Origin of the sequence: Actinoplanes italicus, from assembly GCF_003001815.1 — a bacterium.
GTDB classification, from domain to species: Bacteria; Actinomycetota; Actinomycetes; order Mycobacteriales; family Micromonosporaceae; genus Actinoplanes; species Actinoplanes italicus.
Map to the genome: position 1 here is coordinate 79824 of NZ_PVMZ01000013.1, position 14950 is coordinate 94773.

The following is a 14950-nucleotide window of genomic DNA, read 5'->3' on the forward strand; positions in this document are numbered from 1 at the left end:
AAGGGTGACGGGGGCGGTGCCCGTCGACCCGTGCCGATAGCATCGCCGCGTGGCGGAAGACGAGGTTCGCGTCGATCCGGCCGCCGTGACCCGGGTGGCCGACAGGATGCTGCGCGCGTCGCAGTCGCTCTCCGACGCCTGGCGGCAGGCCCAGGGACCGTTCGCGGTCCCGCAGTCCGCGGTCGGTGACAGCGTCGGCGCCGGCACCGTGCTGGCCGCCGCGCAGGACACCGTGGACGGCGGCGGAGTGGCGGTCGAACGGCTGGTCGCGGTGCTCGAGGGCGACATGGACCGGCTCTACCGCATCGCGTTCGCCTACAAGAAGGCCGACGACGACGCCGCGGCCGACCTTCGCCGTACCCATCCGAATCTTCCGATCTAGGGGAGGCGACGATGACGACGCCGGAACCACCGCCGCCCGCGGTCAGCACCCCCGACGTGTGGGATCTGCACGCGCGGCCGGATCAGATCTCGGCCGCCGCGGAGTCCTGGCGCGCGGTCGCCCGCTCCCTCGGCGCCACCGCCGACGAGGTGAACGCCGCCGCGATGAGCCTGCTCGGCGACGGCTGGGCGGGCGCGGCCGCCGACTCGTACGACGATCACCGCCGCAAACTCGTCACCGACCTCGACCACGCGCAGGAGCAGGCCGGTGTCGCGGCGAACGCGCTGGAGGACGCGGCCGGGGCGCTGCGGTCGGCACAGTCGCACCTGACCGGCGAGTGGGGCCGGGTGACCGCGGTTCCGTTCACCTGGGACGCGCCGATGCATCTGCTGTTCGCGCCGAAGACCTACGAGCAGAGCACCACCGTGATCGACTCGATCGGCCAGTGCGCCGAGATCCGCAGTGGACTCGACAGCGCGCTGAACGCCACGGTAACGAAGTTCCGGCAGGCCACCACCGAGTTCGCCCGGATCGCGACAGCGTGGAACGGGGTCGCCGCCGGGACGAGCCCGCCGTACTACATGCCGGCCGAGGCCGCCGGCACGTCGGTGATCCGCGACGGCAACCGCGTCGTCGTGAACACCGGCACCGGCGACGACCAGGTCACGGTGAGCATCGACCCGCGGACCGGCCTGCAGGTCGTCGAGGTCAACGGTGTGAAGCACCACTACCCGCCGGACGCCGAGATCGTGGTGCGCGGCGGCGTCGGCAACGACCGGATCACCGTGGCGCCGGGCACCGGCGTGCACGTCACCCTGATCGGCGGCGTCGGCGAGGACGAGCTGCGCGGCGGCGACGGCCGGGACACCATCCTGGGCCTGGACGGCAAGGACCGGATCTACTCGGGCGCCGGCGACGACCGCGTGTCGGCAGGGGCGGGCCGCGACTACGCCGACACCGGCGCGGGCGACGACATCGGCACCGGCGGCCTCGGCGACGACATCCTGTACGGCCTGTCCGGCAACGATGCGCTGAGCGGCGGCGAGGGCCAGGACTACCTGGAGGGCGCCACCGGCGGCGACACCATCGACGGCGGCACCGGGAACGACATCCTCTCCGGCGGGCGTGACGACGACGCGATCAGGGCCGGCGGAGGCGACGACGTCGTCTACGCCGGAGCCGGCAGCGACACCACCGACGGCGGCCGCGGCGACGACACGGTGCACGCGGAGAAGAACGACCGGGGCAGCAACGTCGAGCAGACCGTCACCGTCGAGATCAAGACGCTGCAGACGTTCATCCAGATCGAGGGAACACCCGAGTTCCGCGAACGGGTCGAGGCCGACCTGGAGATGCTCGGCTCGTCACCGCGCGGCCAGCAGATGCTCCAGGCGCTGCAGCAGGGCCACGAGGACACCGAGGGCGGCTGGTGGCTGTGGCACCACGAGGGCGACTCGCTGACCATCCGCGAGTACAACGACCCCGGCGACCCCAACAACAGCACGGCCAGCCGGGTCGACGGCGGCAACGAGATCGCCTACAACACCCACATCAACCACCTCAACACCGACCAGGGCCGCGGGTACGTCGAGGGGCCGCCCGTGGCGGTGCTGTACCACGAGTTCGCGCACGTCTACGACTACATGAACGACAGTCTGGCGCCGGGTGTGCACGACGGCCCGGAGAACCCCGGGGCGAACAACCGGGAACGCGAGGCGACCGGTCTGCCGATCGACCACGACGACGATCCCGACACACCCGATCAGATCCACCCCGAGCATCCGTACGAATTGACCGAGAACGGCCTGCGCGAAGAGATGGGGGCACCGCACCGTGACGCCTACTAGACGGCTGCTCGCCGGTGCCGTCCTGGCCCTGACGCTGGGTTGCGCCGCCTGCACCGGCGAGCCCTCCGAGCCGGCCGACCCGCGCCCGAAGGGCAACCCGCCGGACGTCGGTTTCACCACCGCCATCGACGTACGCGGCCAGGCGTTGCACATCGCCTACGAGCTGACCAACCGGTCGAACGGCAAGCTGATCGTCTTCAACCGGGTGCCGGCGTTCAGCCCGTCCGGGTCGATGGTCGAGGACCCGGCCTCGGTGTACGTCATCGGCAGCGAGCCGGAGGGCCGGGTCCAGGTCGCCAAACGCGCCTTCCACCAGGAGGAGTCGGACAGGACCGACTGGACGACGACGCCGCTGATCGGCATCACCGAGCTGGAGCCCGGCCGCTCGGTGCGCGAGGAGTTCGACGTGCCGCTGCCGCTGGAACGACGCCGCCCCTACGGCGACGACTACGGCGACGGACCGGTGAAGCTGCCCGACCCGGTCCGTGAGGTGGTGTTCTGCGTCGGCGCGGGCCGCGCCGCGGACCTGCCTGCCCCGGCGACCCCTCCGGACGGCGACTTCGGCCCGGTCCTGGGACACCTGCCCACGGTCACCGAGGCGCAGCACCTGTGGTGCTCGGCCCCCCTGGCTCGCTGAACCCGGGTTCGAACTCCTCGAACACCAGCAGGGTCCGGGTGTTGACCACCCCCGGCATGCCCTGGATCTCGTCCAGGACCAGGCGTCGCAGGTCGGTGTTGTCCCTGGCGCGGACCAGCATGATGACGTCGAAGTCGCCGCCGACGAGCGCGATGTGCACGACGCCGGGCAGTGCCCGCAGCTGTTCGCCGACGACCCGCCACTCGGCCTGGCGCAGGTTGACCGTGACGTACGCCGAGGTGCCCATCCCGGCGGCGACATGGTCGACCTCGGCGCGGAAACCCTTGATCACGTTCGTGTCGCGGAGACGCTGCACGCGGGCGTACGCGTTGGCCCGTGAGATGTGCAGGGTCTCGGCGAGCTGGCGGATCGGCATGCGCCCGTCGCGGCTCAGCTCGGCGAGGATCCGGCGGTCGATGTCGTCGAGTCCCGTGGCCACGTGTCTTCACCTCCTCGCCCCAACGACCGTTCAGCTGGACATCTGGCATCCTACGGGCCGCTGAGGGAGCAGGTTTTCTCGAATTCGGCCGACTTCTGGAACACCGTGACGCCAGCCACAACCATTACCCCCATGACACCTGACCCCCGTCGGCTGTTGCCTTCAGCGGAACCGGTCAGCCTCATCGACCCACAAGGCCGAGCGGCTGACTCCCCCTCGCACGCGCTACCGGACGACGCCACCCTGCTGCGCTCGCTCGGGTCGCTGATCACCGCCCGCCGGCTCAACGACCAGGCGTACGCGCTGGTCAGGCAGGGCCGGCTGGCCGTCTACCCGTCGTCGCACGGTCAGGAAGCCTGCCAGGTCGCGGCCGCGCAGGTGCTCGAAGCCGGCGACTGGCTGTTCCCGACGTACCGGGACACGGTCGCCGCGGTGGTCAAGGGCGTCGACCCGGTCGAGGCGCTGAGCCTGCTCAAGGGGGACTGGCACTGCGGCTACGACCCGTACCTGCACCACGTCGCCCCGCACGCCACACCGCTGGCCACCCAGCTCCCGCACGCGGTCGGTGTGGCGCACGCGGCCCGGCTGCGCGGTGAGCCGACCGTGGTGATGGCGATGTGCGGCGACGGCGGCACCAGCGAGGGCGACTTCCACGAGGCGCTCAACTTCGCGGCGGTGTTCCAGGCGCCGGTCGTCTTCTTCGTCCAGAACAACGAGTACGCCATCAGCGTCCCGCTGTCGCGGCAGTCGGCGGCGCCGTCGCTGGCGCACAAGGGCATCGGGTACGGCGTCAACGCCGAGCGGGTCGACGGCAACGACATGGCCGCCCTGCTCGCGGTGCTCGGCGCCGCCGTCGAACGGGCCCGCGCGGGGGAGGGCCCGCAGCTGATCGAGGCGCACACCTACCGGATGCAGGCGCACACGAACGCCGACGACGCGACCCGCTACCGCGACGACGCCGACGTCGAGGCCTGGAAGGACCGTGACCCGATCCAGCGGCTGCGCGCCCACCTGCGCGAACGCGAGCTGTTCACCGACGAGATCGAGGCCGGTTTCACCGCCGAGGCCGAGCGGGTCGCCGCCCATCTGCGTGACGGACTCAACCGGGACATAGAGCCCGACCCCGAGGACCTTTTCGCGTACGTCTACGCGAGCCCCACCCCGCAGTTGCGGGAGCAGGCGGCGCTGGTCGCCGACGAGCTGAGCCGGGAAGGAGCCAACTGATGACGGTGCTCGCCTCACCCGTACCGAAGACCGAGGTCCGTTCTCTCTCGATGGCGCAGGCACTCAACCGGGCGCTGCGGGACGCCATGGCCGACGACCCGTCGGTGGTGATGTTCGGTGAGGACGTCGGCGCGCTCGGCGGCGTCTTCCGGATCACCGACGGGCTGACCGCCGAGTTCGGCGACAACCGCTGTTTCGACACGCCGCTGGCCGAGTCCGGGATCGTCGGGATGGCCGTGGGCATGGCCATGAACGGCATGCGCCCGGTCGTGGAGATGCAGTTCGACGCGTTCTCGTACCCGGCGTTCGAGCAGATCGCCAGCCACGTCGCGAAGATGCGCAACCGCACCCGCGGCCGGGTCACGCTGCCCATGGTGATCCGGGTGCCGTACGCCGGTGGCATCGGCGGCGTCGAGCACCACTGCGACTCCTCCGAGGCGTACTGGGCGCACACGCCCGGCCTGCACGTCGTCGCCCCGGCCACTCCGGCGGACGCGTACGCCCTGCTCCGCGAGTCGATCGCCTCGCCCGACCCGGTCGTGTTCCTGGAGCCGAAGAAGCTGTACTGGAGCAAGCAGGAGGTCGCGCTGCCGGTCCGCGCGCCCGGCATCGGCACCGCCGTGGTCCGCCGCGAGGGCACCGACGCCACCCTCATCGCGTACGGCCCGGCCGTGCCCGTGGCGCTGGAGGCCGCCGAGGCCGCCGCCCGCGAGGGCCGCAGCCTGCAGGTGGTGGACCTGCGCTCGATCGTGCCGTTCGACGACGAGACGGTCTGCGCCGCGGTCCGCTCCACCGGCCGTGCCGTGGTCGTCGCCGAGGCGTCCGGCTTCGCGAGCGTCTCGTCGGAGATCGTCGCCCGCGTCACCGAGCGCTGCTTCAACTCGCTGGCCGCGCCGATCCGCCGGGTGACCGGTTTCGACATCCCGTACCCGCCGCCGAAGCTGGAGCACTTCCAGCTGCCCGGCGTCGACCGGGTGCTCGACGCCGTCGACGACCTGCAGTGGGAGCAGTGATGCCGGAGCTCACCTTCCGTCTGCCGGATCTGGGCGAAGGGCTCACCGAGGCGGAGATCGTGCAGTGGCTGGTCGCCGAGGGCGACACGGTCGCCGTCGACCAGAGCATCGCCGAGGTGGAGACCGCCAAGTCGGTGGTCGAGGTGCCCTCGCCGTATGCCGGACGGGTCGCGACCCTGCATGCGGCGGCCGGTACCACCCTCGCGGTCGGTGAGCCGCTGATCACGGTCGTGCCCGTCGAGGCCGGGGTCTCCACGGCGGCCGAGACCTACCGGGAGGAGGAGAAGGCCGGTTCGGGCAACGTCCTGATCGGTTACGGCACCTCCGGTGCGACCTCCACGGCTCGTCGCCGCAGGCCGCGGTCCCGCAGCACCGCGCCGGCGCATCCGAGCCCTGGTCCTCGCCGGGTGCCGACCGTCATCTCCCCGCTGGTTCGCAACCTGGCACGGAACAACGGCATCGATCTGCGTACGGTCGAGGGCACCGGCCGCGGCGGGATGATCGTCCGCGCCGACGTCGAGCGGCTCGTCGCGGCGCCGGTCGTGGCGGAGGCGCCGGTGGCGGTGACCGGGGAGCGGCGTACTCCGCTGTCCGGGTTCCGCAAGGCGGTGGCGGCCACGCTGTCCCGCAGCCGCGCGGAGATTCCCGAGGCGACCGTCTGGGTGGACGTCGACGCCACGGAACTGTGGCGGCTGCGGGAGAGCAACCCGGGCGGCCCCGGCCTGCTCGCCTACATCGCCCGCTTCGTGGTCGCCGGGCTCCGTGAGTATCCGGTGCTCAACGCTCGGTTCGACGCCGAACGTCAGGAGATCGTCGAGTACGAGCGGATCAACCTGGGTATCGCCGTGCAGGGCGACCGCGGTCTCGTGGTGCCGGCCGTGATCGGCGCCGAGTCGATGACCACGGCCCGCCTCGGCGACGAGATCCGGCGGCTCACCGGCACCGCCCGTGAAGGGAAGGCGACCCCGCAGGAACTGGCCGCCGGCACGTTCACGCTCAACAACTACGGGAGCTTCGGCGTCGACGGCAGTGCCGCGATCATCAACCATCCGCAGGTCGCGATCCTGGGCTTCGGCCGCATCATGGACCGGCCGTGGGTGGTCGACGGGCAGCTCTGCGTCCGTAAGATCACGCAGATGAGCTTCGTGTTCGATCACCGTGTCTGTGACGGCGGTGTGGCGGCCGGCTTCATGCGCGGCGTCGCCGACGCGATCGAGAACCCGGCCTCGGCGATCGCCCGGCTGTGACGACGGTCCTTCTCTCCGAGGACGATGCGGCCGGCGGTCCGGGCTCCGACGTGGAGCTCGGACCGCTGCTGCTGAGGCAGGGGCTCGGCGACGCACGGGACATCCTGCGCGTCTACTCGCCGGCCCCGACGGCCGCGTTCAGCCGGCGGGACACGCTCCGACCCGGCTATGAACGGGCGGCTTCAGCCGTACGACATCTGGGTTTTGATCCTGTCGTCCGTCCGCAGGGTGGCAGCCTGGCCGCCTATCACCGTGGCAGCGTCGTGGTCGACCATGTGCATCGCGCTGAGCAGAAGTCCCTCGACCCGGTGGAACGTTTCCAGCGCTTCGCCGGTCTGCACGCCGAGATGCTGATCGGTCTCGGCGTCGACGCCCGGATCGGGCCGGTGCCGGGGGAGTACTGCCCCGGCGAGTACAGCATCAACGCCGGCGGCATGAAGATCGTCGGCTCGGCCCAGCGGGTGACCCGCGACGGCTGGCTGTTCAGCACGGTGATCCAGGTCAGCGGCACGACGCAGCTGCGAGACGTGCACACTGCCGCCTACCGCGAACTGGGCTACGACTTCGACCCGGCCACCGTCGGCAGTCTGGAGGACGTGGTGCCGGGCCTGACCGTCGAGCGGGTCACCGAGGCCGTCCGGGCCGCCTACGACCTGCCCGGCCCTGCGGTCAGCAGTCGTCCTGGCGCCAGTCTCCGTTCTCACGGGCCCACGGCTCGGCCTCCTGATTGATCGCCTTCACCGAATAGGTGTAGGTGACCCGGGCCAGATCGCCGGACACCTTCGCGGAGTACGTCTCCAGCGGTAAGGCGCTGCCGTACATCCTCTCGGCCGCGTCGACGATGCCGGTGAACTCCGATGACGACATCCGCTTCCGGCATCTCTCGGACAGCAGGTTGTACGCGGTCTTCGCATCACCGGTGAGAAAGGCGTCGCTGTAGGCCTTCACGGCGAGTTTCAGCTCGTCGGTGGTGCTGTCCGGCCCGGCCACCGCCGCCCCGACCTTCTTGGCCAGGGACGGTTTGACGTCGCCGCTGACCCGGACGAGCCCGGTCCCGTCGGCGGTGCGGTAGTGCCATTCGGTGCCGAGGACGGGGCTCTCCCTCTGCAGGCCCTTGATGTAGTCGCTGCGTCGTTGTGCCAGATCAGCGCTGTCGAACACCTCGATGACCAGGCCCCGGTCGACCGAATACCTCTTGCCCGACCGGTCGCCGCCGGGAAGGTCGGCCGAGGCACGCGAGACGTAGCCGTCGGGCCGGCCGAGAAGGTTGTTCGGGTCGTCGTCCTCGGTCTGCGTGGAACCGTTGGTGAGCCCCAGTTTCGCCGCCTGCAGCTTCTCGAGGATCGCCGTGGCGGTGAGCGGCTCCTTCTCCTCTGCGGGCGCCGCGGCGGGCTCGGCGCTCGGCTGCGTGACCGTCGCGGCGCTGGTCTTGCTGCCGGTCTCGCTGCCGGTCTTGTCGCTGCCGGTCTTGTCGCTGCCGGTCTTGTCGCTGCCGGTCTTGTCGCCGCCACAAGCGGCCGTCGAGGCGACGAGGCCCGCAACGACGACAACGAGAAGAGATTTTCGCATTCGGGCAGGCTAACGGCCGGTGCCGACGCCGATCGCCCGATCGGTGGTCGTCCGGTAAGTCGGTGCGGACGACCTACGAGGCCGAGTAGGGCCGGTTGCCGTCAACACTTCGCGGCCGGGTAGGTCCGGTGACGCTTCGCGGCCGGGGAGGGCGGTGACGCTTCGCGGCCGGGGAGGGCGGTGACGCTTCGCGGCCGGGGAGGGCGGTGACGCCTCGCGGTCGGGGAGGGCGGTGACGCTTCGCGGTCGGATAGGGCGGTGACGCCTCGAGGTCGGGCAGGGTCGTCAGCGCGTCGGATAGGGCCAGTGGCCTTCATGGTGGAACCGGTCCACCAGCTCGGGTGCCCGGGCGGCGACCGCCGTCGCGAGCTGTCGCGCGTGAGCGGCCATCGCCTCCCCGGCCGCCCCCACGGCGAGCGCGAGCGGGAGGACGGCGGCGAGGCGCTCGACGGCCACCTGCCAGTCCTGCCGGTCCACGGCGAGGGCCGCGGTGAGCAGCAGCGTGTTCGCGTACTCCCGGAGGCTGCCCGGGTCGGCCGGATCGGCCAGTTCCCGGCGGACCTCGCGCGCTCGTTCGGACAGGGCCGTCGCGGCGTCCGGGTGCTGGCGCAGCGCGGCGGCCAGGTTGTGAAGGGCCTTGCCGAGGATCCGCCGCAACCGCGGGTCGGTCTGGTTTGCGCAACGTCTGATCGCCTCGGACAGCAGCATGATCTGGTCCTCGGGACGGCCGGCGGCGACCGCTATCGTGGCGGCGTCGACCATGTGGGTGGCCGTGTCGGCCAGCGCCTCCCGGTGCGCCGCGGTTCCGGGTGTCGTTCTTCTGAATGCCGTTCTTTCGGGCGCCGGGTTCTCGGGCGCCGTTCTTTCGGGCGCCGGTTTTTGAGAGGTCGGGTTCTTGGGCGCCGTTTCTTCGGGCGCCGTTTCTTGGGGCGTCGCTTCTTGGGGCGTCGCTTCTTGGGGCGTCGCTTCTTGGGGCGTCGGGTTCTCGGGCGCCGTTTCTTCGGGCGCCGCTTCTTGGGGCGTCGGGTTCTCGGGCGTCGGGTTCTCGGGCGTCGGGCCTTCCGGCGCCGGGCCCTCGTGCCGTCGGACGGAGACGACGATCGACAGCCAGGCGAGGTTCCAGGCGTCGTCGGAATGACCGAGGCCGTGCCGGAGCATCGCCCGCTCATAGAGGGCCGCGGCCCAGAGACGCCGGACGTCTCCCCGGGCAGGCTCCGGCATCACCCCGTCGTGCAGGCTCAGTTCGTCCGCGAGCTCGGCGAAGACCTGGTCGGCCTCGGCCAGGCGTTCCGCACCGGCCAGGGCGATCCCGTGATCGAGCCGGGCAGCGCAGCCGCGGATCACCGACGGATCGGCGGGCAGCCGGCCCCCGGACGCCGGGCCGGTCAGCCGGGACTCGGCCGCCAGCCGTGCCGCGAACGAACCGCTCGCCGACCCGGACGGCCCCGGCTCGAACAGCAGATCCAGGTAGGAGCCGCGCATCCGCCAGGCGCCGGAGCCCGGCACCACGATCGGGATGTCCGGCGCGGCCTGATGGAGTTCCGACAGAGCCGCCATGATCCGGTCCCGCTGCTCCTGCGCTCGCGAGCCCTCGAAATTCTGCGCCAAGGAGTACTGCTCGGTCAGCGCCACCCGCATCAGATCCGGTCGCCCCAGTGTCCGAGCCACCCGCACGAAGATGCCGAGGGCCTCCGACAGGTCGACCACGGAGGCCGGAATCCCGTCCTCGCGGGCGAGCCGGCGCTGCAGGTCGACCATCTCGGCGGCGAGCGGGCCGAGGCCGGCCGGGTCCGTGTCGAGCCGCATGGTGACCAACGCGGTGAGCGCCGCCGTCCGGGCGCGGAGGGCGTCGAGGTCGTCGGCGGGCCGGGGCGCGACCGACCGCCACAGCCGCTCGACGATGTCACGTCCGCGTTCCGCGTCACCGGTGGCGGCCAGGATCTGACCTGCCTGCGCGGTGCGATAGACGGCATCGGCCTGGAGTTCCGGATCGGCGAGCAGACCGCCGGCGAGCACGAGAACCTCTTCGGCCTTCTCCCAGACCTCGGTGACGTCGCCGCCGTCGGCGAGTCGCTCGAGCGCGAGGTTGAGCGCGGCACGGCCGAGGGCGTGCAACAGACGGCCAGGATCGCCGAGTTCACGGGCAGCGGCGACGGCCCGCACGACAGCCGCCCGGGTCTCCGGGCCGAGACCTACCCGCGCGGTGCTCTCGTCGGCGGCGCTGAGCAGCCGGTCGACCTCGGCAGGTGTGCTGACCACGCTGCCTTTCTATCAGCGCTTCGACGACCGCCGATACCCCTCTTCGGCCCGGGCGCCCGGTTGTCGGGGTTCGGGCGGCACCCGGCCGAGTGGACTCATCTTCCGCGGTCCGGCCGTCGCGGTGGGTTCTGCGCGGTGGGTTCTTCGCGGTGGGTTCTTCGCGGTCCGCTCTGCGCGGTCAGATCTACGCGGTCCGCTCTGCGCGGTCAGATCTACGCGGTCCGCTCTGCGCGGTCAGATCTACGCGGTCCGCTCTGCGCGGTCAGATCTACGCGGTCCGCTCTGCGCGGTCAGATCTACGCGGTCCGCTCTGCGCGGTCAGATCTACGCGGTGTGGTCTCTGCGGTCCACTCTGCGCGGTCCGGTGCTCGCGGTCTGCTCCTCTCGCTGCGTTCGCCGCGGTCCGCTCTGCGCGGTCCGGTGCTCGCGGTCTGCTCCTCTCGCTGCGTTCGCCGCGGTCCGCTCTGCGCGGACTGGTCTCTGCGGTCCGCGAGGAGTGCCCGGGCCCGGGTGATCAGCAGCCCGTTGTATCCGCTGAGGACAGGAAGATGATCCGGGCTGAACCACCCCAGTTCGGAACCCTCCTCCCCATCCGCCACCGCAGTGCCGGCTACACGACCCGCCAGGAACGTCACACCCACAACGTAGGCTCGGTCTCCCCTGGGATACGTGAGCTGAAAATCGGGACCCGAATACACGTCGAGTCGTTCAAGCGACTCGGCGACGAGGCCGCTCTCCTCGAGGAGCTCCCGACGGGCAGCGTCTTCGAAGGACTCTCCGAGCTCCAAGGCCCCACCGATCAGTCCCCACAGGTCGTCGTCGACACGCCGCTGAAGCAACCAGCGACCCACCTCATCGACAACGATGACACCGGCCGCGGCGAGCAGCAGTGGTCGCTGGCCAACGAGTTCGCGCAGCTCGCCGACGTACGACATGAGTTTCCCCTTCCTCCGAGTGACGAACCCGTTCGGCCGGCCGGCGGAGTGGTTCGGGTAATCCTGTTTCGTCCGGCACAAAATTAAATAGGCAAGATCAAGTGCTTACACTTCGCTGTACGCGTACGGGACAATTTAAGCATGGGCCAGATGTCGTTGTTCGGCAGGCAGGAAACCGCGCGGTTCCGTGACCGGACCAAAGCGCGAAACCATTCTGCCGAGCGCGACGAATTCCGACGTGAGCATGAGCGCCGCCGTTTCTACGGTCTTCAGCGTCGTCACGCCGCCAAGCTCCGGCGGGGCCGCCCGGGTGGGCACACCCCGTCTGACGCAGCACGATCGTCTGCCGCCGCAGGGTCCGATCCCTCGGCGCCGCAGAGGTCTCCCGAGCCGCGGACGTCAACCGCTTCGCCGCCGCGGACGTCGACTGCTTCGTCGCCGCGGACACCGGCCGCCCCGCCGCAGCATCCGCCGTTGCGGGAGGGGCAACCACAGTCCCTGCCGGTGCGGGAGGGGCAGTCGTCTCCGCCGGAGCGGGAGGGGCAGTCGCCTCCGCCGGAGCGGGAAGGGCAGTCGCCTCCGCCGGATCCTGCAGTGATACTTCGGGTCAACCCTTTGAAAGAACCCTTCCTGCAGAACCCGGCCTCGCTACTCGTGCCGCAATCCTCGAAACAGCAGACTGCCACGACTCCACCTATCCAGAAGAAGGCCGCAGTTCCATCGACCCAGCGGGAGGTCGTGGTCTTGGGCGGGCGGGAGGTTGCGGCGCTGGTGGGCCGGCAGAAGGCCGTGGTCCTGGGCGGGCGGGAGGTTGCAGCGCTGGTGGGCCGGTGGGAAGCCGTGGTCCTGGGCCGGCCGGAGGTTGCGGCGCTGGTGGGCCGGCGGAAGGCCACGACCTCACCGATACCGCACGATCCGCTGGGCACGGCCGGCCTTTGTCGATCTCCGGTGAACCCGCGAAGCGACACACCGGCGTGCCCGAGTGGATCGCGCCCAACACGACCGGCTCGTGGCGTGCCGCTGTCGAGCACGGTCTGCCAGCGCTCTCCGGTGACCATCGCAGTAGTCTGCGATGTATGTAAACCGCGAGCCCGCCGCGCCGCAAGCGGGCAGCCGCGGTCATTCCGGTGCTGTCGATTCCCGCGTCCTTTTACCTTGTGGAGGGCGGGCCCAGAAACGGTCGGCGGGAACCGTTGTTCGCCGGTAACGCATGGGCGCTCCTTGACCGGGATCTCTGCATGGAACGGACGCCGATCGATAGTCCACGCAATCGGGGTCGCAATCACATTCTGGACCGCTAGCGGTGGCCGACCATCTCACTCCAGAGACCGGCCAGCGCATTCTCGATGGAGATCATCGGTGATGCGTTCCTGAACGATGGTGCGAGACCGTCGGCCCGGATGCCGACGCGCTCTTCGTTCACGGCATGAGCCCCAGCCCCCGCGAAACCCTGCCCCGCCATATCGCCGAAGCAAGCAGGAGGAGCAGGAGGAGCAGGACCCTAGCTGCCGCCAGCGTTGGCGGCAGACAAAGGCTGCCCATCGCCAAGGCGAACGCTTGGCCCAGGCGGCGACGAGATCATTGGCGGACGCCGGAACGAGCGGATCGGCGTGGCACACGTGCCGCCCCCGGGGTCGGTGGGGGCGGCACGTGGGTCAGGTGCTGCCCCGGGATCTGTGGGGCGGCAGGTGGGTCGAGTGCGATTTAGTGCCGGCGGGTCGGACCCGCGGGTGCTGCCCCGGATCAGTGGGGCAGCACCCGGATCGGGTACGGGTCAGCGCTGACGGGTCAGCAGGCCCGGCCGGTACGGCAGCAGCCCGTAGTCGCCGCCCGAGCTCGGGGAACGGCCCTGGTAGAGCAGCTGCAGGTTGCAGGGGTCGACGGTCATCGTCTGGTCGGCGCTGGTCCGCAGCAGCTCGCCGTGGCTGATGTCGTTGGTCCAGGTCGCGCCGCTGTTGGCCTTGCCGGCGAACGGGTTGCTCTCGGTGGCCGCGTTCGGCGTCCACGAGCCGCTCAGGCTCGAAGCGGTGAACGAGCGGAAGTAGCGGCCGTTCGCGCCGATGGCCTCGACGATCATCAGGTACTGGTTCTGGCCCTGCACCTTGTAGACCTGCGGCGCCTCGAACAGGTTGTTCGTGGTGTCGCTCATGATCGTCGTGTACGACGAGCCGAAGTTGCCGGGGAAGTTCCCGATCGGCATGCTGGCGCGGTAGATCTTGCCGTTGTCGCCGGCGAAGAACAGGTACATGTTCTGGCTGTCACCGATGATCGTCTGGTCGATCGGGCCGGTGCCGGAGCCGGTGATGCTGCCGGTGAACAGCGCCTGCGGCGCGGACCATCCGTTGGCGTTGGTGGGGTCGCTGGAGGTGCGGTAGATGAACGGCCAGGAACCCCACTGGTAGGTGAGTACCCAGATGTTCTTCGGCGCGAAGTAGAACAGCGACGGCGCCACCGTGCCCGAGTTCATCGTGTTCTGGCTGGCCGACGCCATCTCGGACCAGTTGGTGAACAGCGAGAAGTTCATCGAGCCCCAGCCGCTGCTGGACGTGTTGCCGTGCGTGGTCGCGTACACGAGCTGCTTGCCGTTGTACGGCGCGACGGTGAAGTCCTTGAGCGACGCCCAGCCGGACTTCGGCTGCGCCAGCACACCGGTCGACGACCAGCGGTACGACGACGGCAGCGTGCACGAGCCGCCGGGCTGCGAGGGCGAGGGGTTGGTGCCGCCGCCGAGCTTGACGAGCTGCCACTGCTGGTTGCTGCCGTTCCAGTCGGAGTACTGGACGATGTTGGCGTTGTCGGCGGTGGACGCGCCCTGCACCTCGACGGCCTTGCCGCTGTTGCGGTTGATCAGCTGGATGTAGCCGTCGACGTCCTGGATGCTGAACTGCTGATTCGTCGAGTTGTTGTCGGTGTACTGCACGATCGAGCCGCCGTCGGCGGTCGAGAAGTTGTAGACGTCGAGGACCTTGCCGGAGTGCCGCGACTTGAGCCGGTAGTAGCCGCCGCCGGAGTCGACGAACTGCCACTGCTGCTGCGCCTGGTCGTTGCGGCTCCACTGGGTGATCCGGGCGCCGTCGCCGGTGGCCAGGTTGTAGACGTCGAGGGCCTTGCCGCTGTTGCGGTTGACCAGCACGTACGAGGCGCTGGTGTCGATCGTCGCGGCGGAGGCCTCGGTCGCGACGATCGCGACGGCTCCGCCACCGGCGAGCATGACCATCGCGGCCAGGGCGGCGCGCCAGGTTCGCCTGCGCGTCCGGGTTGGTGTCATGGGGCGTTCTCCTTGAAAACCTCGGGGGATGTACGGGGACTCAGCCCCCGGACGGGCTGCCACTGCTCGGCGGCGCCGTGCCGGCCGGAGTACCGGGGGATGATCAGGGCGCGTCGGGGTCGACCCTGTT

At 70.4% G+C, this 14950-nt stretch carries 13 protein-coding genes; 7 read left to right on the plus strand and 6 right to left on the minus strand.

The genetic code is table 11. The features are described from left to right. Window positions 1–49: 49 nt before the first annotated feature. From CLV67_RS28710 to CLV67_RS28720, 3 genes are read left to right on the plus strand one after another with little or no spacing between them, the layout of a single operon-like run. A complete protein-coding gene (locus CLV67_RS28710) occupies window positions 50–382 on the plus strand; it encodes a hypothetical protein (protein WP_106323854.1) in 333 nt (110 codons plus the stop codon). Between the two features lie 11 nt (window positions 383–393). Next, window positions 394–2229, plus strand: a complete 1836-nt coding sequence (locus tag CLV67_RS28715) for a M91 family zinc metallopeptidase (protein WP_106323856.1) — start codon at window positions 394–396, stop codon at window positions 2227–2229. Then, a complete protein-coding gene (locus CLV67_RS28720; protein WP_106323858.1) occupies window positions 2216–2866 on the plus strand; it encodes a hypothetical protein in 651 nt (216 codons plus the stop codon). The genes CLV67_RS28715 and CLV67_RS28720 overlap by 14 nt, the downstream gene beginning before the upstream one ends. On the opposite strand, the gene CLV67_RS28725 is transcribed toward CLV67_RS28720, so the two are convergent. Beyond that, the gene (locus tag CLV67_RS28725; RefSeq protein WP_106323860.1) at window positions 2820–3305 is read right to left on the minus strand and encodes an Lrp/AsnC family transcriptional regulator; all 486 of its coding nucleotides are present in this window, start codon (window positions 3303–3305) and stop codon (window positions 2820–2822) included. The genes CLV67_RS28720 and CLV67_RS28725 overlap by 47 nt on opposite strands. Before the next feature lie 132 nt (window positions 3306–3437). Here CLV67_RS28725 and CLV67_RS28730 point away from each other — a divergent pair, with 132 nt between their 5' ends. The 4 genes from CLV67_RS28730 to CLV67_RS28745 are packed head-to-tail and all read left to right on the plus strand — an operon-like array spanning window position 3438 to window position 7520. Further along, window positions 3438–4529, plus strand: coding sequence for a thiamine pyrophosphate-dependent enzyme (locus CLV67_RS28730; protein WP_106323862.1), 1092 nt, complete (start codon window positions 3438–3440; stop codon window positions 4527–4529). Continuing rightward, window positions 4529–5542: an alpha-ketoacid dehydrogenase subunit beta gene (locus tag CLV67_RS28735; RefSeq protein ID WP_106323864.1), complete on the plus strand. Its 1014-nt coding sequence runs from the start codon at window positions 4529–4531 to the stop codon at window positions 5540–5542. The genes CLV67_RS28730 and CLV67_RS28735 overlap by 1 nt, the downstream gene beginning before the upstream one ends. After that, on the plus strand, window positions 5542–6789 hold the full coding sequence (locus CLV67_RS28740) for a dihydrolipoamide acetyltransferase family protein (RefSeq protein ID WP_106323866.1): 1248 nt from the start codon (window positions 5542–5544) through the stop codon (window positions 6787–6789). Before CLV67_RS28735 ends, CLV67_RS28740 begins: the two co-directional genes overlap by 1 nt. Then, window positions 6786–7520: a lipoate--protein ligase family protein gene (locus CLV67_RS28745; RefSeq protein WP_106323868.1), complete on the plus strand. Its 735-nt coding sequence runs from the start codon at window positions 6786–6788 to the stop codon at window positions 7518–7520. The genes CLV67_RS28740 and CLV67_RS28745 overlap by 4 nt, the downstream gene beginning before the upstream one ends. On the opposite strand, the gene CLV67_RS52765 is transcribed toward CLV67_RS28745, so the two are convergent. From CLV67_RS52765 to CLV67_RS28765, 5 genes are all read right to left on the minus strand, one after another. Beyond that, the gene (locus CLV67_RS52765) at window positions 7459–8358 is read right to left on the minus strand and encodes a nuclear transport factor 2 family protein (protein WP_203737326.1); all 900 of its coding nucleotides are present in this window, start codon (window positions 8356–8358) and stop codon (window positions 7459–7461) included. The two genes, CLV67_RS28745 and CLV67_RS52765, sit on opposite strands and share 62 nt — an antisense overlap. A 285-nt stretch (window positions 8359–8643) precedes the next feature. Beyond that, complete coding sequence (locus CLV67_RS28755) at window positions 8644–10617, minus strand: hypothetical protein (RefSeq protein ID WP_106323870.1); 1974 nt, start codon at window positions 10615–10617, stop codon at window positions 8644–8646. Between the two features lie 296 nt (window positions 10618–10913). Further along, a complete protein-coding gene (locus CLV67_RS28760) occupies window positions 10914–11552 on the minus strand; it encodes an NUDIX hydrolase (RefSeq protein WP_106323872.1) in 639 nt (212 codons plus the stop codon). 135 nt (window positions 11553–11687) lie between these two features. Then, window positions 11688–11834, minus strand: a complete 147-nt coding sequence (locus CLV67_RS52100; RefSeq protein ID WP_170154038.1) for a hypothetical protein — start codon at window positions 11832–11834, stop codon at window positions 11688–11690. A gap of 1492 nt (window positions 11835–13326) precedes the next feature. Next, window positions 13327–14820 (minus strand): non-reducing end alpha-L-arabinofuranosidase family hydrolase, encoded by a 1494-nt coding sequence (locus CLV67_RS28765; protein WP_106323874.1) that lies wholly within the window; start codon window positions 14818–14820, stop codon window positions 13327–13329. Window positions 14821–14950: the final 130 nt, after the last annotated feature.